The organism is Terribacillus jepli, assembly GCF_047228925.1.
In the GTDB taxonomy this organism is placed as follows: Bacteria; Bacillota; Bacilli; order Bacillales; family Amphibacillaceae; genus Terribacillus.
Genome location: NZ_JBFEGH010000006.1, coordinates 83,656 through 104,829 on the forward strand (window position 1 = coordinate 83,656; position 21,174 = coordinate 104,829).

Below are 21,174 nucleotides of genomic sequence, written 5' to 3' on the forward strand. Positions count from 1 at the left end.
CCTATCAATGAGGGCTTTTATCTTTCATCTTATTTATTTAAAAAGGATAAGACTCGCTTATTTATCTGTTCAGGTTTCTCCATAGACATAAGATGACCCACTCCTTCTATTATTTCTACCGTAATATGAGGAGAGGAGTTCTTTGCACGACAAAAAGCTTCCTCAGGATCATACATTACTTCCTTATCCCCCAATAACAGAAGAAGTTGAGTTTGAATTTGGCTTAACTCTTCATCCTTAAATACATAAGGAAAACCTTGTTCCTTTTGAGTTTCCTCTGGAGGAGAAGAAGGTGTCTTCCACAACATTCCATCTATTAATTGTTGTTCTATAAGAGGGGCGACTGAATAACGGTTATCAAAAATCCATTCGAGAAAGCTTTTAACCCCTTCTTTGTTACTAACCAGCCCCATAGCATACGAGTAGAACACAGGGCTGAAAGAAATGTAAGTAGCAGCTGGGCTCATGATGACAGCTTTATTCACTTTTTCAGGGTAAAAGGAAAGGAAATTAACCGTATGTAAAGCTCCGTAGGATAATCCTACAATTGCTGTATTATTAATTTGTAAATGATCTAGAACTTCGTTTAACCAATTCGCATAACTTAATCGATTTGTGAAGTTTTTTTCGGAAATGCTTCTATTCTTGTCTCCTAAAATGTCAATACAAATGACTCTATAATGTTTACTCCATTCTGCTACATTCGGATACCACATTGTCGAACTCATTTTTGCTCCATGCAAAAGGATTAGAGGTGGAGATAACTTATCTCCACTCTCAATGATATATGTCTTTCCAAAAGAGGTTTCAAGAAAGTAAGAGGAAAATTCTGTCGGCCACAGCGACTGTAAGACTCTATCATAAGATTGGAAATAGATATTTTTTTGATCAACTAACTTTGAATGATTCAATTTGAATACCTCCATATAAGTATTAGCACTATAATAATATTTTTTAGTACAAAAACGCTTTCATTTGTATTTCAATATTTCTTCTATATTCTTTAAAAAGATAGTAAATGATGAGGAATCTTTCTTTTTAAAGAAAATACTTCTCATAAGACAGTAAGTCCGTCTATCAAGAATCTACCTTTTTATATTTGTTGGGGATTTTATAAAAAGGCACAATATAAACGCAATGGATATTAGAATGAAAGCTGACATAAAGGCATTATTAAGTCCCTTCAACAATGGAAATAATGGAGAGCCTTCATAGTTATTTGAATATATAGTCATAGTAGCCGACATAACACCTACCATTACTGCAGATCCAAGCGAAGCAAACACTTGCCGAACAGTATTATTAATTGCTGAACCGTGACTTATTAAATCATTGGACAATGCATTTATCCCCGCTGTGGCCAACGGCATCATTACAAATCCCATTCCTAACATCCTAATTGAATAAAGGCAAACAATCCACCAAGTAGCTGTATCCTTCGTGAGGAATAAGAAAGGAAAAGTTGCTGCAGCTAAAATAAACATGCCAATCATTGATATTTTTTTAACGCCATACCTATCAAATAACTTTCCGGATATGGGTGAAATGATACCTAAAACAATCGCACCAGGAAGTAATATTAGACCTGATTGAAGTGCTGAAAAATTCTTTATAGATTGTGTATAGATAGGTAAGAGAATTTCTGATCCAATCATTGTCATAAAAATAATAGCGACAATAATTGTAGACAATGTAAAAGTCCTACTTTTAAATACTCGTAACTCCAAAAATGGTTGAGCTAATGTAAATTGCCGACGGGAAAATAATATTATGATTACAATGCCTATTACGCAAGCAAACCATGTAATCTTGTTTTGCCACCCTATATTCCCCGCCACACTTATCCCATAGAGAAGTGAACCTAAACCGAAGCTACTGAGCAAAATAGAAAAGAAATCAATCTTCGGTTTAGTCAAATTAATGATGTTTCTCATGTAAAAGAATGCTAGCAACATATTAACCACAACGATTGGAAGAATGATATAAAATAAATACCGCCAATTAAAATAATCAACAATCCAACCAGATACGGTAGGAGCAATTGCAGGAGAAAAGGCAATAACAACTCCTACTAACCCCATTGCTTCCCCTCTCCGTTCAACTGGGTATACTAAAAACATCAGTGTCTGCATTAATGGAATTATCAACCCTGAACCAATAGCTTGAATGATACGACCTACGAGTAGTGTGTTATAGGTCGTACTTAGTGCACAAATTACAGTACCTATTGCAAAGCTGACCATAGCCGCAAAAAATAACTTTCGATTACTTATGGTATTTAACAAAAACGCTGAAGTAGGAATCATTATGCCACTGATTAACATAAATGCAGTGATGAGCCATTGTGCATTAATTGCACTGATGTCTAAATCGCGCATTATTTTTGGTAATGCTGTGACCAATAACGTTTGATTGATAATGGTTAAAAAAGTCCCGACCATTAAAACGAGTACAAATCCAGCTCGTTTGAAATGATTTCCATTTATATCGACTGGTTGCGTTTGTGTTTTTTCCACGATTTTACCTTCCTTTCTCACAAATGAACTTGTGTATATTATTGTGTACTTGAGTTTAGTCAATGGTAATATGGCATTATAAAGATGTCAATAACATTTTGAGATAACACTTCTTCAAAAGGACGAATAATCGTATGGCAAGTCATTTTATTTTGTTAACTTAATACTGGAAAAAATTGACGTAGATGATGAAGTTACGTTGATTATTTCAGGTTCAGATGAACAGTATGCACTAGTTGAAATGGAAAAATATCTATTGGAAAAGGGCTGCTTTCTTCTGCCTTTTAAAGAATAGATCTAGCAATTTATTGAACGAAAGGGAAACATTAGAGTTTGAGGAACATGTAATAAATGAGGAATCGTCATGTTAATTCAGCAGAAATTGACAATGTAGGCGATATTGGATGATTGTGAGTACTATTATCAATTCTATAGATATAATAGAAAATGAAAGGTGTAGTATTTCAAATCAAAGGGAGCGTGATTTTGGATAGAGGGCTTAAGCCAAGAGGGTATGTTAATCTCCTTTTCGATCAAGGATTCTCTTTGCGTGCAAGATTAAATGTTACCAACTCAAAAAGTGGCTATCGATTAAAATAGATACGTCCTATCTTTTTCGATTGTCTTATAGAGAAACTACACGAGAGTAGGATACATAACAAGGAAAGATAATTAGACTATTATTGATATCTTAAAATAGGTTTGGTAACCTTATTAAAATTTGATAAATAAAGAACATGATCTGGATTTTTAAGTAGGAAAGGGAATTTAGATATAAGATGAAAGTGAACATTAAAGTCATTGACAAACTCAGAGAAGAATCCTGTACTTTCTGCATTCACAAAGTAACATCCTTTGTTGCGGATGTAATCTCAACGCTTGAGAATAAGCCTGATAACTACCTCATAGCTCGGTCTACTCCAAAAAATGAACAAGAGAGAATATCTTATTCAGTTATTATTTATTTAGAGTATCTTGAAAGAAACATATTTATTTATACAAAGAAAAATGTCTTTGAAACCAAAGGACCTTTATATAAAATAGAACAGAATCTTCCAGATTATTTTATTAGAATTTCAAAGGCTGTCATCATCAATATTCATTTCTTAAAGAAATTTTCCGTTAAAGCAAATGGAAATTTAGAAGCATTACTTTCTAACGAAGAGAAGGTAGTAGTTTCAAGAAAGTATGTTCCATCTTTAAAAAAGGCACTATCTGATTATACTAAACCTCCACTTATGTATTAATTTATACCATTTGTGTTTAATAGTATTTCTTTGTATGTCCTTTCATGTAAAAATTAATGAAAATTAAAGGAGGACATACAATGTATACGTTGACTAAAGAAGTGTTTTTAAGAACGCCCATATGGGTATGGATTTTATTATTCATTTTAATAAAAAGAGGAATTGCTATTTCCCAAGAAAGACCGGTTCATTTCACTAAGATGTTTCTTGTTCCCGGTATTTTTATGGTATGGGGTTTAGACAAGATAATAACTTACTTTCCTCACATAATAGATTGTATGATAAGTTATGTCATATTCATTCTTATTGGAGGATTAATTGGATATTCGTTATATAAAAGATACCAAATTTTTTTCATGAAAGATGGCATTATGTTTAGAATGAAGTGTTATCTTCCATTAATTGTTATATTAATTAATTTTGCTGTTAAATATTTATTAAATGTGTTCCTGGAAATTTCGCCAACTTCCATAAACGATATAATTTTCAACATCTTATATTCTTCAGTAAACGGATTATCTGTTGGCCTGTTTCTTGGAGGAATCCTTTATACTTTTCAGATACAATCAAAGTTAAATCGTTCCATATTAGAATCATAAAATGAAAAGGATGAGACTTTATTGAAATTAAAAGATCGAGTGTATTCAGGGGTGGGAACAGGTTCATTTGTCTATATGATCCTTTTACTATTCGAAAATCACAATATATCCATTACAAGAACGGAGATTGTCAGTGTTTTTATAATCTCAGCTTGTGCTGGTATTTTTACATTTGTTTTTGACATTGAAGGTATTAGTTATCTCTTTTCTTTGGTCATCCACTTTTTACTAATGATATTGATCGTTTATTTGATAGCTTTATATAATCAGTGGATAGATAATTTCCCTAGTGCATCCTTTTTAGGAAGTATCTTAATTATTTATGCTTTCTCTTGGGCCATCTTGATTTCAAAAACAAAAAGAGATGCAAAAAAGTTAAATGTGCTATTAAAAAGTAAGAAATGATAAAAGTAATTAACCATCAAAAGGAGTAGAAAGTGTTCGCTAATTTAGATTTAGATACTGTAACAGCTGCTTGTATTACCTAATCGAGTATTTATACAGCAGTATATTCAATGGTCCAAATGGACTTCTATTACGTTTGTTGTCCGTCACTGATAGTTTGTACCGAAGTAATATTCTGTGATAGCTTATGGAAATTGACCGGAGAAAAGTAATAGAGCTCGCATCTTTGCGGGCTCTATATGTTAAATTTAGTTTGCAGCAGTTCATTATATTTTTCTTTATTTATAGTTTGCTTAGCAGCTGCACCATCTTGCCATTCGGTAAAGGAAGACGGTGTCAGGACATAAAGTCCATTGCCCGTCCGTTTTGTAAGAAGCTCGGACTTATTGAAGGGCGAGCTAGGGTGAGTCTCGATGATCTTCTGCATTTGCTGCAGTTGTGTCAAATCAGTAATTGCATCACCAGATGAAAACCGATAGCCTATCCGCCAATCCTTATCGCGATCGGCTAATTTCAGTTCCAGTTTATAATCTTCGGCTGCACGTTTAATACGAAATTGTCCATTGGCAGTTTCCACGATATTTCCTGACAGAGGTACTGGCGCTAAAGCTATATTCGCACCAAATCCGGCATCCACTATATATTTTTCGCCATCATGATTCAATAGTATCGTTACATGGGTATTGCCTGTGATGCTCCAGTCATTTGATTTCTGATCATATATACAAGCAGACAGCAGCGTAACATCCCATCCACATGCTTTTAAATAATGGTATAAAAGCGTGTTTAGTTCATAACAAACACCGCCTTCGTTTTGGATAAGTATCTTCTCCAGAAGTCCATCCTTTGATAGAAGGCTTTTGCGATGCTCGATGATCCGCAAGTTCTCAAACGGGATGGCCTCGGCGAACTTTTGCAGCAGGGCTGGCAGTGTTCTGAAGGAAGGATTTTCATTTATCTTGATACGTTGATGAAATAAGATTTTGAATGCTTGCACTGTGATTCCTCCTGACTTCTCCATTATAAATACTTCAATTAGAAATTGCTTGCATCGTGTCTTTATATCATATATAATGTCCAGGTTATGGATACGGCAGATAGTTTTCTAGGGTTCCGCAGCTGCGAGCTGGTCTGGTCCGAGAGAAAACGCACAGCATCGCTGTGACACGGAGGGACAAAAGCCTGGGAGATTTCTATCTCCCGGGCTTTTTTGATTGGAGGAATGTAATATGACAAAACAGTGGCTTAGCGTCGTGCTGGCCGGTCTGATTGAAGTATTATGGGTCATCGGGCTAAAGCACGCAAATAATGCTATAGAATGGGCAGGGACGATCATTTGTATCCTGCTGAGCTTTTACTTGATGCTGCAGGCAAGCAAGCATATGCCTGTCGGTACAGTATACGCGGTATTCGTCGGTATCGGATCGACAGGTACTGTAATCGTGGATATGCTATTCTTCGGGGAACCGTTCAAGCTGGCTAAGGTCATATTGATCGCAGTTCTTCTGGCAGGCGTGGTCGGCCTTAAGCTTGTAACTGGGGATAAACAGACGGAGGAGGGTGCCTGATGGCTTGGATTGTGCTGATTGTAGCAGGTTTGTTTGAAGTACTCGGAGTTACGATGATCAATAAACTCAATGAGAAAGCAAATTTTGCGAATATAAGCTTATTCATACTTGGTTTTATCGGAAGCTTCGGCTGTTTATCTTACAGTATGTCTTACCTTCCGATGGGAACTGCTTATGCTATTTGGACTGGTATAGGAACTGCCGGTGGGGCAATCGTCGGGATGCTTTTCTTCCAGGAATCAAAAGATTGGAAGAGACTTGTCTGTATTGCGATGATATTGGCTTCTGCTGTGGGATTGAAATTAATTGCTTAAAGAACTAGGGGCATGTGAGAAACATGCTCCTTTTTCTATTAAATTGTAACTAATATGCACATGCGTCATTTCCGTTAATAAATTGTAAAATCTTTTCTAAGCTAAGATTCGTCCTGATTTTACAAAAAACCTCAAATTACCAGTTTATAAGACTTTTATAACGTTACTAAATTATTTATTTTGAGAAATCGGGATGTGAGCCTATAAGATTTCGGGACTTACCGCTTAATTTCTGGAAATCGTTTCATACTCCGTTGACTTTAATTTTTCCTTTCTTTAGGATTTACTTTAGAAGGTAATGGGTATACATTTATTGGAATCGCTACAACCTTCTGTAAAAAACAAATGAGGAGCTGAGCAAATGTCAGGACAAATTCGCATGACCCCAGAGCAGTTAAAAAACCATGCAAAGAGATATCATAATAGTTCTGAACAGATCGACGCAATTCTTAGAGACCTATCTGGGTTGCAAACTCAACTAAGATCTGAGTGGGAAGGTAGAGCTTTCGATCGCTTTGATGATCAATTCATACAGCTGAAACCTAAAGTTCAAGAGTTCTCCCAGCTTATGCTTGATATCCAACTACAGCTCGAGAAAACAGCTCAAGCAGTACAAGATCAGGACGAAGCACTTTCACAAAACTTCGGATTCAGATAAGCATCCAGCAGGATGCTGTTTGACCGTTGCATGACACGACAGGGTGGGCTGCATGACGCATGCGTTATGTAGCCCAATTACTGTAAAAAGAAGTATTTTTGTGATGCAGCCTTACTGAACACAATCTATGCAAACTGGAGACACCAGGAGTTGATAATACATTGAAAAAGTTTGATAAAAGATGGATTTTATTTTTAGTACTTATCGTACTGCTAGCGTCTGGTTTATCTTACTTAACCTTGCACCAGGAAACGACGAAGACAGCGGAACAGCCGCAAACGCAGAATATGTCGGTTGCACTTGTCAATGAAGACCAAGGTTCTACGTTTAATGGTACCGATTTAGCATTTGGTGATGCCTTTGTTAATTCGGTTAGTGAGAATGAAAATCATGAGTGGTTCGTCGTTAGTCGGGGAGTTGCAGAAAGCGGCTTGAAGAATAATACATACGATATGATGATCGTAATTCCCAACGACTTTTCGGAGAAATCACTGAACATAACAGCTGAGGCACCTGAACAAGTGGTGCTGCAGTATAAGATCAATGCATCTGAAAATCCGCGTTTGAAAGAAGAAGCGGAAAAAACAGCAAGTGATGTCCTGAATGATTTTAACAGAAGAGTTATTGATGTGTACTTTGCCAGCATCATCGGAAATCTGCAAAACGCGCAGGATAACATCGGTCAAATGGTCAACCGCCAAGCGGCATATACAAATTCTTATAATTCAAATGTATTCCAGCCATTATCCGGCTACACCGATCAATTCGCTATGGTAAGAGAAAATACAGAAGTGTCAAAGGATAGCTTTACAAGTTTCGGAGAACTGCTGGCTTCTTATGAGGATCAGCTGGTTGACGAAACGCAGCTTGGAGAAGACTTCGTCAGCAACTTGGACGAAGTGATGAATTTAAAGGAAACGAATAATACGGATCTAGTAAACTTCCAGGAACAAATGAATCAATTCAGTCAGGGATTGACGGCTGGGGAAGTGGACCAGCGACTGGATCAGCTTGTTGCAACGAATGAAGCAATCAACCGTCAGTTTGCAGCAAACCAGCAAGGTGTTGTTGATACAGTAATGGCTCGCCCGGCAACATCTTTGAATACGATGAATATCCATTCTGGTTTTGTATCGCTAAAACAGCAGCTGCAGGATTCCTCGGAAAGAGTTGCTGCCCTCCAGCAGGATATTAACGCATATCTGACGGAAAGTAATGAGCAATTCCGGGCTAAGATCAGGGATAGAATCAGGAGTACGATTGAGGAAGAACTGGATGAAGATCAGTATTTGAATATCAATATGCTGTTCGAAGACCCTAATCAAGTCGCTGTAAATAGAATCAACCGAGCTATCGGCAAGCTGCCTTCTTTAAACAGTGAAGATTTTCAGAATGTAGGTTTACCTGATAGTACAGTAGATGAAATTACGAATGTTATTCGAATGACAGAAAAATATCAGGAAGAAATCAAGGGCGTGAGTATTGATCAGGATCCTTCCCCAACTTTAAAAGACGAGTTTGATAGATTGAATGAAAAGCTGACAGGAGAAGGTGTCCAGGTAACAGATACTGTTCAACTTCCTGAAAATAAAAAAGAAGGCCAGATTTTCCGTTTGCAAGTTCCAAAAGGTTTTTCTATCGAACATCTTGGCATCCAGCTTCCAGGTGAAGAAGAACAAGGATACACAGGAGCGATAGAGAATGGAGAAGTAAGATTACCAGCTAACCGAGAAGGTGAGTTCAAAGTCAACCTCACCCTGCGGAAAGATGAAGAAAGCTTCGATGTTTACAAGCCGATTAATTGGAGCTGGACGCTGGAGCAGAAGGATCTGGGGGATGTAGATAAACCTGATGATTTGGCATATGCGCCTTCAACAGGAAATCTGCTTGCAACGACTCAAGTCAAAAATGATGAGAATCAGACAGCTGAAGAAGATGTTACCGAAGAAGATACACAAGCTGATGTTACTCCATCTGATAATGGAGGGAATGGTCAAACTACTCCGGATGAAGGAAACTTGCCTGATGAGGATGATACCGAAACTCCAGTCACACCTCCTGAAAACGGTCATGATGAAAAACCAGGAGATGAAGGGTCAGATCAGCCAACTGATCCTGGTGAGGACGAAGGACCTGGAGATTCAGAGGAACAGCCTGGCACTGACAAACCAGATGAAGATGACGAAGATAAAGATGAACCAGAAAAGCTGTATATCAAGGACAACTTCATCCAGCATCGCATCAGTACGCCTGTAGAGGAATTGGATGATACGACTGAGACATTGATCCGTACAGTGACAAATACAATCTCTGCTTATCAAGAACTTGGATCCCAGTATGAGAGCTATTTTGGCTTCGGTCTGCATGGATTACCAGAAAATTTTGGTTCTGCAAACTTAATTGATTTAGCTAGCAATGACTCTCTGTATTACTTATTCAAGAAAAAAGACATCAAGGATCTACTCACAGATTACATGACAGGCCAAATTACTGGCAGCGTCACAGAACAACTGCGTACACCAGCAGAAGCATTCCGCCAGCAAGTCGGCGACTATCAATCTCGAGTACAGCAAGCGATCGCTGATGCTGACACATTGACCGGCCAAGTTGCTGCAACGACAGAGCAAGCAGCTGTCTTGAATGACAACGTTGGTCAAACATTGCAAGATGTCACTGCGTGGCGAGATCAAATGCTGGCACTTCTGGAAAATCAGACGGAGATTCAGGCGAATGCACAGGGTGAACAGGAAGCTGTCCTGACATTGGGCAGTGAATTCCAGCCACTTTTGATGTCAAGTCAGACATTAGCTGAGCAAGCACAAAGCAATACGAATACAGCTGACCAAGTATATGAAACCTTCGATAATATTGATACGCAAGCTAGGGAAATCGAACAGAGCGGTACAAATCTAGTAAGCGATGCGGAGACACTTGCTTCCAACCTGACAGACAAGCTGTCAGACGACCAGAACTTCACGGAAAACTTCACGGAAGTGCTGGCCAACAGCCGAGTCGGTGACAGGCAGAACGAGAATCTATACGATTTCCTTTCCAATCCTGTCCAAACAAGCAATGAAGGTACAATTGCAGCGCAGAGCCAGACAGTTTTCACGCCTTATTATCTAGTGCTGATCAGTTTCATTGTCGTTCTCTTCACGGCTTATGTCATCTCAACTTTGCATATGAGACGAAAACAGGATGATCAATTCGCATCTGATACGTCACTGATGGTACAGCATGCTCCAATCACCATCATTACCGCTGGTATTGGATTGCTGGAAGGTATCGTCATTGGTATCGTATCAAGCTACTATTTGCCAATTGACGATTTAAACAAGCTTCAATTGACAGCTGTCATGGCGCTGCTTATTATGGCGCTGCTGTTGATAGCGACATACTTGTTAAGACAGATGAAAATGATCGGAATGTTTATCTTGCTGGCGGTATTCAGTCTGTATCTATTCTTTACAGATGCGATCGGTACAGCAAGTACAGCATTCCCGACAATTGAAAAGTTTTCTCCGCTGCAGTACATGGAAACATTCATGCTTCGTATTGTAGAAGGCTCGGTCAACTACGTTGTTGCGATTTTTGCACTCATCATCGCAGCAGCTATAGGCGCCCTAGCCAACCTATTGGTCATTAGCCAATCGGATAAAGGAGTAGATAATGCCGATGACAACCAAACGGAAGCTGGTTGATTTGGCGTTCATATTCACCATTATTCTGCTGATACTTCTACCTATAGAAGTATCAGCAGAAACTCATTCTGATGAAAATGAACGCGGAAGTCTCCAGATGCAAGTCGACCGTATACAAAAAGAAAAAGATGTTGGGACGGATAACCGGGAAACGGAAAAAGAAAAAGTTTTCCCAGGATTATTCAATAACGAAACTACAGATGATATTCAGCAAAAAGCTGAACAAAAGAGGGATGATGTTGAAGCATTGCAAGATAAAGTTTTCACACTCGACATCAATCAGCAAGCTACCCTCGAGAAAGTACAGGATACATTGTTTACCGCAGACTATACTTCAGAAGCTGCAAGTGGTCAGAAGGCGGCAGATCAAACGGAGTCGGATTCCGGAAACGGAGTACTTTATTTCCTGATTGGGATAGCACTCGCGTTATGTATCGGCTTATATATGATGATGCGAAAATTATTAGACTAGGAGAAAGACACGATGGCCAATACGAAACATATTAACGTCACGATGGACTTCCAATCTGTCATCGGAGAGGGATCTGTCCATGACTTGCGTATTCCCACTCAATTGACGGTGAAGCAGCTGCTTCATCACGTGATGGATATATTGCATATTGAATCAAACCACATTCATTCCACGATCAAGATCGTTACCAAGCATCTTGTCCTGGCGGATGATGACTATCTAAGAGACTATCCAGTCACAGACGGCGATGTACTAGTAGTCTTGTAAAATTAAAGAGCCGTGTGTGCTAATTGTGAAGGAGCCAGCAAAACATGAATGAGAGAAAAATAGAATTGGATAACGCTACCTATACCTTGCAGCAGGATAAACAAGCAACCCGGATAACAATGCCCAAATCCCAAACCTCGGTAAAAGATATCCGGCAGCTTCATTTGATGCACCAGCCTTCCGATCAGTTTGTGCCGATGGAGGTACAAGAAGAGGAAGATACATTAGCTTTCATCTACAACACCAATCCCAATCATAAAAAGTGGTCTGACGTCCAAAAGCTGCGTCAGGATGATAAACTGCGCATTCTGAGTAATATTGGCAAACTTGAACGCTTCTTGCCCAGTCGGATCACGTTTTTCCTTCATCCTGACAATCTCGTCTTCGATGAGAACTTGATGCCGCAAGTGATTCATCGCGGTGTTCGTGATATCGTACCCCCATTCGATATGCAGTCAGAGACATTCCTTAAACAATATAAATGCATGAGCATCGCCATGTTTTCTAAGAAGTATTCATTCGATCAGCTTTATCATGGTTCCCTTGAGAATGCAAATGAATCGGATTTTGAGAAGAAGATTCAAAAGCTAGAATCAATCGAAGACTTAAGACATTTCTTGCAAGAAAGCTATACGAAGGCACAGAAAAAAACGGATAAGACGATGAGCTTTTTGCCGACAAAACGGTTTAGATTATATAAACGTCTATCCATCATCATGATTATCCTTAGTGTTTTGCTGGCTGCGCCGCTTGTTTACTTTGCGCTGATTAAGGACCCTTTCCAAGATAAGCAATTGGAAGCGCACGGTGAGTTCCTTGCGGATAATTACAATGACGTTATTTCCACTTTGGCAGAAGAAGATCCCAAAAAGCTGCCGAGCCAGACAAAATATACATTAGCGTATTCTTATATTCAGGTCGAAGCATTATCTGACGAAGAAAAAGAATCAATTTTAAAAAATGTGACACTGAAGAGTGATCAGGATTATCTGCTTTATTGGATATATAATGGGCGTGGAGAATTGGATACATCTTTAGAGAAGGCTAAATATATTGACGATCCCCAGCTGATTATCTATGGCTTGATCAAGAAGATGGAACAAGTGAAAAACAATCCGGATCTATCTGGAACGGATCGAGACAGACAAGTTGAAGATCTACAAAACCAGCTGGATAAATTGCTGGAAGAATATAATTTGGATCCTCTTGGTGAGGACTCTGACAGTGAAGCGGCACCTGATCAGGAAGCTGCTACAGAGGAACAGCAAAACGCTAAAGATCAAAATCCAGATGAGAATAAGCAAGAAGAAGAGAAATGATGTCTATCAGCGATGGATGGAGTGTATAGAGAGGAAGAAGAATAGATGGCACATAAAACACTGCTCGTAGCATATAAAGATAAACTGCATAAATGCCATTTGCCGGAACAATCTGGCCAGACCGTAATCATTGGGAATCAGCGCAGGGATCAGGTGACGATAGCCGGACTGACAACTGAAATAGAGCTGGGATGGGACGGACAGAAACTATTCTTTAAGCAGGATGAGATTCGTGCTGCTAAACAAATAGGGGAACTACAGCTTTATTTGATTGATACGAAGAAGTGCAACGTATTTGATATTGCTGGTGAGCAATCTGTCACATTCGGTGCAGCGGATTACAATGATATTAATAAACAGCATTGGAAAGCCGATTTTGTTCTAATGCGGGAAACAGGTGCGCCTTGTTTCCGCATAGATTTACGAAGCGGAAACGTCTACCATAACTACCGCCTGCTCCAAGATGATGTGCGGGTGGAAGCTGGAGATATCCTATTTGCCGATGGCGTCATGATGACAATATATGCAGATACAATTGAAATCAACTCCAATGGAAGTTTGGATGCTTCTTTCGTGGAACTGATCGGTCAAGAAAAACCCTATGGCGGGGAGTACCCGGATTATCATCGTTCCCCGCGTATCATTTACCGGGAACCAGAAGAGAAACGCACTATTGCCAAACCAGCCAATAAGCCTAGTAAGCCTAGTGAGCAATTGGCGAGGAATATTGTACCGCCGCTTGTCATGATAGCTGCTTTGATTGCTATTTCACTGATTCAGCCACGCGGGATTTTCATTATCGTAATGGTAATCGCTACTTTGGTTACGGTCATCTTCTCTATCACGTCTTATGTGAAGAATGTGCGAAAATACAAAGCGGATATGAAACACAGGGAAGCAACGTATAAGAGCTATCTGAAGCGAAAAACGAAGGAACTTTATCACGCAAGTGAAGAGCAGCGGCATGCACTGCATTACCACTATCCTGATGTAGGGAAAATATCTGAAATGGCAGCTGCTACCGAGGCGCGCATTTATGAGAAAACAGCATATCATCATGATTTTTTAAACTTCCGTACAGGACTGGGACGAGTGGATACAAGCTTCGAAATTTCTTACAACGAAGAAGAATTCACACAAGAACAAGATGATTTGGTAGATGAAGCAAGACATTTACTCGACCAGTTCAAGGAATTGCAGAATGTTCCAGTCATTACTTCCCTAACGAAGGGACCGGTTGGTTATATCGGACAGAGAAAGCTTGTACTGGAGCAGCTCCAGCTGTTAGTGATGCAGCTGTCCCTATTCCACAGCTATCATGATCTGCAGTTCGTAACCATTTTCCCAGAAGAAGAAAAGAAAGAATGGGATTGGATGCGGTGGCTGCCGCATGCAAGTGTGCGAGACATCAACGTTCGCGGATTCATTTACCATGAGCGCTCCCGTGACCAGGTCCTTCACAGCTTGTATCAAGTGCTGAAAGAGCGGAAGCTGCAAGTTGATGAAAAAAGCAATTCCAATGAGAAGCTCTATTTCTCGCCTCATTATGTTGTGCTAATCACCGATGAGAAACTGATTCTGGATCACACGATCATGGAGTTTTTCAATGAAGATCCAAGTCAATATGGTGTATCTCTCATCTTCGTTCAAGATGTGATGCGGGCATTGCCGGAGCATGTGAAGACAGTCATCGATATCCGCGATAGCAATGACGGAAAAATCATCCTGGAAGAAGCTGAGCTTGTCAACAAAGCTTTTAAACCAGATCATTTTCCGAAGGATTTCAATAAAGAAGTTGTCTCACGGGCATTGGCACCATTAAACCATCTGCAAAACTTGAAAAATTCCATACCAGAACAAGTAACCTTCCTGGAGATGTATGGCGTAGAAAAGGTAGAAGAATTAGCGATTCAATCCCGCTGGGCCACAAATGAGACATACAAGACACTCGCTGTACCGCTTGGGCTGCGAGGAAAAGAAGATATTGTCCAGCTGAATCTTCATGAGAAAGCACACGGTCCGCACGGATTGGTAGCAGGTACGACAGGATCTGGTAAATCGGAAATTATTCAGTCGTATATTCTTTCGCTTGCTGTAAACTTCCATCCATATGAAGTTGCATTCCTCTTGATTGACTATAAAGGGGGAGGGATGGCAAATCTATTCCGCAACCTGCCGCATTTAATGGGAACAATCACCAACCTGGATCGTGCACAATCAATGCGTGCTTTAGCTTCCATTAAAGCAGAGCTGCAGAAAAGACAGCGTCTGTTCGGAGAATATAATGTGAATCATATCAACCAATATCAAAAGCTGTTTAAACAAGGGGAAGCAGCTGAACCGATGCCGCATTTATTCCTGATTTCGGATGAGTTTGCCGAATTGAAATCCGAACAGCCGGATTTCATGAAGGAACTCGTTTCTACAGCCCGTATCGGACGGTCTTTGGGTATCCACTTGATTCTTGCGACACAGAAACCGAGCGGTGTAGTGGATGATCAAATCTGGTCCAACTCCAAGTTCAAGCTGGCATTGAAAGTACAGAATGCCAGCGATTCGAATGAAATTCTCAAAACACCTGATGCAGCCGAAATCACACTGCCAGGTCGTGCTTATTTGCAAGTTGGTAACAATGAAATCTATGAACTGTTCCAAAGTGCGTGGAGCGGAGCAGACTATATTCCGGATAAAAACGATGAAGACCACGTAGATCTTACCATCTATAGCATCAATGACCTGGGTCAATACGATATTCTGACGGAAGATTTAAGCGGACTGGAGCAGAAGGAGTCCATCGAAAAGATTCCATCAGAGCTCGATGCCATCATTGATCATATTGCTGACTACACGGAGCAGCAGCGGATAGAGCCATTAGCACGCCCATGGCTGCCACCTCTGCCAGAGAAAATTTTCGGGCCTCAACTTCACCCAGTGGCGTTCCGCGACGCATGGAACGAGCCGAAAAAGCCTCTGGAGCCAATGATTGGTTTACTCGATCAGCCGGAAATGCAGCAGCAGATTCCATTGACGCTAAATCTATCAAAAGACGGACACATCGCAGTATTTGCGAGTCCAGGTTACGGGAAATCGACATTCCTGCAGACGGTTGTCATGGATTTGGCAAGACAACATAACCCGGAACATCTGCATGTGTACTTGCTGGACTTTGGTACGAACGGATTGCTGCCATTGAAAAATCTGCCCCATGTAGCGGATACATTCCTCGTCGATCAAGTCGAGAAAGTAAGTAAATTAACCCGGATGCTAACTGGCGTCATGAAGCAGCGTAAACAAAAACTGAGCCAGTACAGCGTAGCGAACATTGGCTTGTTTGAGAAGGCGAGCGGGGAGACTGTACCGAATATCTGTCTGGTGATCGATAACTATGAATCTGTCAGGGACAGTGATTTCGGTGACGATTTCGAGAAAGTCATCACACAGATTGCCCGCGAAGGTGCCAGCATCGGTATTCATCTGATTATCAGTGCCGGCCGCCAAAGCGCCATGCGCATGCCTTTGCTGTCGAATATTAAAACGCAAATCGCTTTGTACTTGATCGAAACCAACGAAGCAAGGTCGATTGTCGGACGTACCGACATTGAAATCGAGGAAATCGCAGGACGTGGTCTCGTGAAAATAGAGGAACCAGCATTATTCCAGACAATGCTGCCTGAAAATGGGGAAGAAGCACTGGAAATCCTTGATCGGATTCAAGATATAGCCAAAGATATGAACGAATTCTGGAAAGGGGATTATCCTGATTCTATCCCGATGATGCCAGAAGGTGTCGTGGACTTCCTGGAATTCAAGGAACAGCGCCGTACCAAACGGATTGTGGAAGAGAAGAAAGTGCCGCTGGGACTTGATTTTGAAGAAGTATTGCCTGTTGCCTATGATCCGGCACAATATGATCATTTGACAGTAATCAGCGATCGGAAAGACGGATTGGATCGCATGATCAAATCTGTCGCCAAGAACATTACCTTATTGAAAGATGTCTATCAAACGATGCTTATTGATACAGAAGATAAAGACCTGGAAAACATTGGAGAAGGCATGCAGGCATACGTATCGGAAAGCATTGGCATAGCCGCAATCAAAAATGAAATTATCAATGAGATCAAGCAGCGAATTGCAGATGGGACAGCAGAATCTAAATGGATCGTCCTTATTACAGATCTGCAGGACTTCACTGAACGCGCTGGACTCACGCTGGAGGAAGCAACCCTCATGATGGAACGTGGTGGCAAAGCGGGCATTCATTTCATTATCTGCAGCGACTACAACTATCTAGGCTTGAGCTATGAGCAAGTACCAAAATACCTTCGCAACCAAGCTATTTTCGGACTTGTGGGCATGCGCTTAGGCGATCAGGATATCTTCAAGCAGCCTTTTATCCGCCAGGAAAAATATCCTGAACCGTACGAATGCTATGTAGCCATGGATCATCAGCATGTGAAAGTCAAAATCCCGGAATAAGATTCAAATTAGCTTTCTTATGCTAAGAAAGGAGTAGAGATATGTCATTTCTATGGTTTAAAACAGATACGGAAGCGAAAAGGGATGAGTACTTGAAGCTATACCATAAACTCGAGGATGCAAAGGCTGAACATGATAAGTTGGTCAATGAAGCGGAGTCCTATTTTTCATCCTATAAAGGAAGCATTCCATGTATGGCAGAGGATGCTATTCCAAGTAGTGACTTCATTCCAGCACAGGAACGACTTAACAAAAAGCTGACAGATTACTTGGATGACGAAAAAGAATACCGCAGTAAGCTTGTTACGGCTAGTGACAGGGCATACGAACGGTATCTTCACTACAAACGAAAAGCAATGGACGAGGCGAAGGAGGACTAGGGCATGGCGAAGGATGTGATTATTGACCAAGCTGAATTGGACGCAGCCAAATCATCAGCAGCAAAGCTGAAAGAATCGCTGGATAACACCTATTCTCAAGGGGAAGCTTTGCTTTCTCTTGTACAGGGTTCGAAGTGGGAAGGGAAGTCGCGTGACAGCTTCCTTGCCTACTTGGAGCTGCTTCTTCAGTATCATGCCGACCTTAAAGATGCAGCTTCCCTGCAAAAGAAGGCACTAGATAATATCGCTGATTATCAGGCAGACTTCCAAAACGACAAATTGGTGAAGGAAGTGAAAAGTCTATGACCCAGGCGGATATTGATACCTTCGATGTAACCGAGCTGTATTTGCTAGCTGCGGCGTTTGATGCAGAAGCACTATTTGGTTTGCCAGATAAGAAACTCTATCAGCTTCAGGGAGAAGAACCATGGATCCAGGCATATGCGAATCTTACAAATAAAGGAATATTCGATAAGGAAGGTTCTCTTACAAAATCTGGCGCTGTCATCATTAAGACCTTGTATACATACTTTTTTAGCCAGAAATATGTTCGGATCAACAACCTGATGTTTGCTTTCAAGGAAAAAGAAGCGGAAGAAGTCATCATCCTTGTTGAAACAGCTGATAAGAGCTATAAACTTTACGTTATGGACAAACCGCTTGTCCTGAAACTGCTTGGAGAAAAAGTACCACTGCTGAATCGTGAACCAGTTGAAGCGGAGAAGAATTTCCTGCAACGTGAGCTGTCAGTTGAAGATAAGGAAGCAATTAAAGAACTGGATGTGACGAACGATATCGTCAATTTAGAACTATTCCATCCTCGTGTGAAACCGCAAATCAACACGAATTCGAATCATTATCAGCAATGGCTTGTGCTTTCGAAAGAGGACAGACTGATCATGATTGATACGACGCAAAAGCAGTACTACCAAGCGAGCCAGTACTGGTTCTTGAAAGTTTTGTTCGATGCGCTGGACTTCCCGTATCGGCAGAAAGTGGGGTTAAGGTAGATGGCAGGCAGTGGAGCAATTACAGTCGACCCGATTGAGATTACAGACATTTATAAGCAGCTTATAGCTATCATGGAAGATTTACAGTCAAACGCTGTTCCGGCGATTGAAAATATTAAAAATACGAAGTTCTATCAAGAAGGAAAAGCGATGGAAGCTATCGAGGCTTACCCTGAAGCGAATGATAAGTTCATGGAGCTGCAGGATCATTATGCGCGTATTTCCTCTTTGGTAATTGACACTCTGAACACGATGATTGAAACAGACGAAGCGATTGCTTTGAAAATCATTGATGCATTGGAGGTGTAATGATTGGACGTTAAATATCGGAGCAGTCAATGGGAAAAAACAAGGGACAGCCTGCGCGACCTGATTGGACTTGGTGTTTGGGGCAAGGGCATGATTGATACAATGAAAGATATTACGGACAATTTGGATGAAGCAAGCGAGAAGGTAGCGAAGTATGATTCTGACGGTGTTGTCTCGTTTTCTTACACAAGCGATAAAGATAAGTATCAGCGATTGTTTGAGGACTTTAAGGTATTAGAAGATTATAGTGGAAGTGTTGGGGATATCGTGGAGGACAATATCGATCAGCCATTTTATGAAGACATAGATGAATTTGTCCAGAAAGTTCGTGATTCTTCCATATCCAACTACACGACCAAGAACCATATCGGTGCAACCGAAACAATCCCAATCTCTTATTACGGATCCTATCAGGAATACACAACAGAGAAAACAGAAATCACCATGGATGATATACTAAGTGGGGATAACTATTACGCCGACCAGATCAAAGCATCCTTTGAGGAATGGAAGGTACAGAATCCGGATGAAGATATCAGCTATGAGGATTACCGCACTGCTGCAGTTAACACACGGGCGTTTGAATATGAATCCATTGAAGATGGCCAGTTTACAAAAGAGTTCTGGGTAAATATAGCTGCGCTCGTCGTCATCGTTGGCGTTACAGTCGTATGTCCGCCTGCTGGTGCTGTATTAGGTGCAGCTTATGCGACGGTGGAAATGGGTAGTGCGATCTCAGGAAAAGACTGGGCTTCCGGCCGAGAGTTAGATACGACAGAACGCTGGACGCGGGGTATACTCGCCCCTATTGATATACTGCCGATCGGAAAAGCTATCACAACCTTTACTGGGACTGCTCGTACGACAAGCAAGGTAATTGACGTAGGGCAATACGCGAACAAAGTGAATAAGACAACCAGTCCTGTACGCCAAGCGGATAACGTCATCGATTTGAAAATACCGAAAGATAAGCCGGAAGTAAGAACACCAATGGCAGATAGTGCAGCCGTACATACAGATAATGTAGTCAGCTTGGCGGATCACGCAAATAAGCAGACGGCTAATAGACTTCGTAATAGTCAATGGGCTGTGAAGGAACAGGAAAAAGTACAGAAGTTGCAGAAGGCATCGGGTGCTGAGCAATTAACTGCAGGGAATACAGAACCTATCTTGATGGGGAAAGGCACTTCAAATCCAGGGCATAATAATTCAATTACTGGATCAGGTGAAATTATATCGAGCACAAGTGATTTTATATCATATCAAGGGAAAATCAATTCTAAAGTTAAAAATGATATTAGTAATATGCCAGTTAGTTATAAAAGACATTTAGAAGAAAATATAGGTGATTATAGTTTAACATATAATGATTTCCAACAGCTTAAGCTCAAACCTGTAGCAGAATTAACAGACGAAGAGCTGAAAACTATTAAGGCTATACGTGATGCGGTTCCTCATCCAACATCTGATACTTATTTGCAAAAGACAATCCCAATCTCTGACATTGATAAATATTTGGATGGTAGTTACAAAGAAATCGGGGGCTATGTTGCCAAATTAGATGATGTAGATCATATCAAAGACTATGAGGATGTGGTTGAATCATTCAGGTTAGATTACACTACATGGGATGGATCAAGGCCATATCCTGAAGGCGGAAACGCTTATGGTAAAATTAAATTCAAATCAGATGATGTGGATGATATAGGAATACCATATGGAGAGAGATTAGGAGGTACTAATAATGACGGCCCTCCTTGTACACTTAATGGTTTCACAGGTTCGAGAAATAACGAAGTAATTCCTGAGTGGGTATTTAATCAACGGCGCTTACCCAAAGTTGGCGCAGAGTTATACGTAGTTGAAGATGGTGTCGAACGATTAGTGGGTATTTTTAATGGTAAATCTTTTGTATCCACCAAATGATGGA

18 protein-coding genes and 1 riboswitch are annotated in these 21,174 nt (G+C 40.5%); of the genes, 15 read left to right on the forward strand and 3 right to left on the reverse strand.

From position 1 onward, the window contains the following. Window positions 1-29: 29 nt before the first annotated feature. On the reverse strand, window positions 30-911 hold the full coding sequence (locus tag AB1K91_RS08675) for an alpha/beta fold hydrolase (protein ID WP_413089395.1): 882 nt from the start codon (window positions 909-911) through the stop codon (window positions 30-32). 174 nt (window positions 912-1,085) lie between these two features. Further along, the gene (locus AB1K91_RS08680) at window positions 1,086-2,516 is read right to left on the reverse strand and encodes an MDR family MFS transporter (protein ID WP_413089396.1); all 1,431 of its coding nucleotides are present in this window, start codon (window positions 2,514-2,516) and stop codon (window positions 1,086-1,088) included. Between the two features lie 779 nt (window positions 2,517-3,295). On the opposite strand from AB1K91_RS08680, the gene AB1K91_RS08685 reads away from it, so the two are divergent. Both AB1K91_RS08685 and AB1K91_RS08690 read left to right on the forward strand, forming a co-directional pair. Beyond that, complete coding sequence (locus tag AB1K91_RS08685) at window positions 3,296-3,763, forward strand: LytTR family DNA-binding domain-containing protein (protein WP_413089397.1); 468 nt, start codon at window positions 3,296-3,298, stop codon at window positions 3,761-3,763. Between the two features lie 620 nt (window positions 3,764-4,383). Next, a complete protein-coding gene (locus AB1K91_RS08690) occupies window positions 4,384-4,767 on the forward strand; it encodes a DUF3021 domain-containing protein (protein ID WP_413089399.1) in 384 nt (127 codons plus the stop codon). A gap of 235 nt (window positions 4,768-5,002) precedes the next feature. Here AB1K91_RS08690 and AB1K91_RS08695 read toward each other — a convergent pair whose 3' ends face one another. Next, the gene (locus tag AB1K91_RS08695) at window positions 5,003-5,764 is read right to left on the reverse strand and encodes an arylamine N-acetyltransferase family protein (RefSeq protein ID WP_413089400.1); all 762 of its coding nucleotides are present in this window, start codon (window positions 5,762-5,764) and stop codon (window positions 5,003-5,005) included. A gap of 97 nt (window positions 5,765-5,861) precedes the next feature. Further along, window positions 5,862-5,958, forward strand: a riboswitch (guanidine-I (ykkC/yxkD leader). Between the two features lie 38 nt (window positions 5,959-5,996). On the opposite strand from AB1K91_RS08695, the gene AB1K91_RS08700 reads away from it, so the two are divergent. The 13 genes from AB1K91_RS08700 to AB1K91_RS08760 all read left to right on the forward strand — a co-directional run bounded on the left by AB1K91_RS08700 (window position 5,997) and on the right by AB1K91_RS08760 (window position 21,170). Continuing rightward, entirely contained in the window at window positions 5,997-6,335 is a 339-nt protein-coding gene (locus AB1K91_RS08700) for a DMT family transporter (protein WP_413089401.1), read from the forward strand. Then, on the forward strand, window positions 6,335-6,649 hold the full coding sequence (locus AB1K91_RS08705) for a DMT family transporter (RefSeq protein ID WP_413089402.1): 315 nt from the start codon (window positions 6,335-6,337) through the stop codon (window positions 6,647-6,649). Before AB1K91_RS08700 ends, AB1K91_RS08705 begins: the two co-directional genes overlap by 1 nt. 361 nt (window positions 6,650-7,010) lie before the next feature. Continuing rightward, the gene (locus AB1K91_RS08710; protein ID WP_413089403.1) at window positions 7,011-7,307 is read left to right on the forward strand and encodes a WXG100 family type VII secretion target; all 297 of its coding nucleotides are present in this window, start codon (window positions 7,011-7,013) and stop codon (window positions 7,305-7,307) included. Window positions 7,308-7,468: 161 nt separating this feature from the next. After that, on the forward strand, window positions 7,469-11,008 hold the full coding sequence (gene esaA / locus AB1K91_RS08715) for a type VII secretion protein EsaA (protein ID WP_413089404.1): 3,540 nt from the start codon (window positions 7,469-7,471) through the stop codon (window positions 11,006-11,008). Further along, window positions 10,983-11,480, forward strand: coding sequence for a type VII secretion protein EssA (essA, locus tag AB1K91_RS08720; protein ID WP_413089405.1), 498 nt, complete (start codon window positions 10,983-10,985; stop codon window positions 11,478-11,480). Before esaA ends, essA begins: the two co-directional genes overlap by 26 nt. Before the next feature lie 12 nt (window positions 11,481-11,492). Then, window positions 11,493-11,747, forward strand: coding sequence for an EsaB/YukD family protein (locus AB1K91_RS08725; RefSeq protein WP_413089406.1), 255 nt, complete (start codon window positions 11,493-11,495; stop codon window positions 11,745-11,747). A 44-nt stretch (window positions 11,748-11,791) separates the two neighbouring features. Then, complete coding sequence (gene essB, locus AB1K91_RS08730) at window positions 11,792-13,066, forward strand: type VII secretion protein EssB (RefSeq protein WP_413089407.1); 1,275 nt, start codon at window positions 11,792-11,794, stop codon at window positions 13,064-13,066. Window positions 13,067-13,111: 45 nt separating this feature from the next. Beyond that, window positions 13,112-17,545 carry a type VII secretion protein EssC gene (gene essC / locus AB1K91_RS08735; RefSeq protein WP_413089408.1) on the forward strand — a complete coding sequence of 1,478 codons (4,434 nt, stop codon included), beginning with the start codon at window positions 13,112-13,114 and terminating at the stop codon, window positions 17,543-17,545. Window positions 17,546-17,586: 41 nt separating this feature from the next. Next, window positions 17,587-17,925, forward strand: a complete 339-nt coding sequence (locus tag AB1K91_RS08740; RefSeq protein ID WP_413089409.1) for a chorismate synthase — start codon at window positions 17,587-17,589, stop codon at window positions 17,923-17,925. Window positions 17,926-17,928: 3 nt separating this feature from the next. Beyond that, the gene (locus tag AB1K91_RS08745) at window positions 17,929-18,231 is read left to right on the forward strand and encodes a WXG100 family type VII secretion target (RefSeq protein ID WP_413089410.1); all 303 of its coding nucleotides are present in this window, start codon (window positions 17,929-17,931) and stop codon (window positions 18,229-18,231) included. Further along, window positions 18,228-18,935: a DUF5081 family protein gene (locus AB1K91_RS08750; protein ID WP_413089411.1), complete on the forward strand. Its 708-nt coding sequence runs from the start codon at window positions 18,228-18,230 to the stop codon at window positions 18,933-18,935. Before AB1K91_RS08745 ends, AB1K91_RS08750 begins: the two co-directional genes overlap by 4 nt. After that, on the forward strand, window positions 18,936-19,244 hold the full coding sequence (locus AB1K91_RS08755) for a hypothetical protein (protein WP_413089412.1): 309 nt from the start codon (window positions 18,936-18,938) through the stop codon (window positions 19,242-19,244). It abuts the gene before it with no gap. Between the two features lie 3 nt (window positions 19,245-19,247). Next, complete coding sequence (locus AB1K91_RS08760; protein WP_413089413.1) at window positions 19,248-21,170, forward strand: hypothetical protein; 1,923 nt, start codon at window positions 19,248-19,250, stop codon at window positions 21,168-21,170. Window positions 21,171-21,174 lie beyond the last annotated feature (4 nt).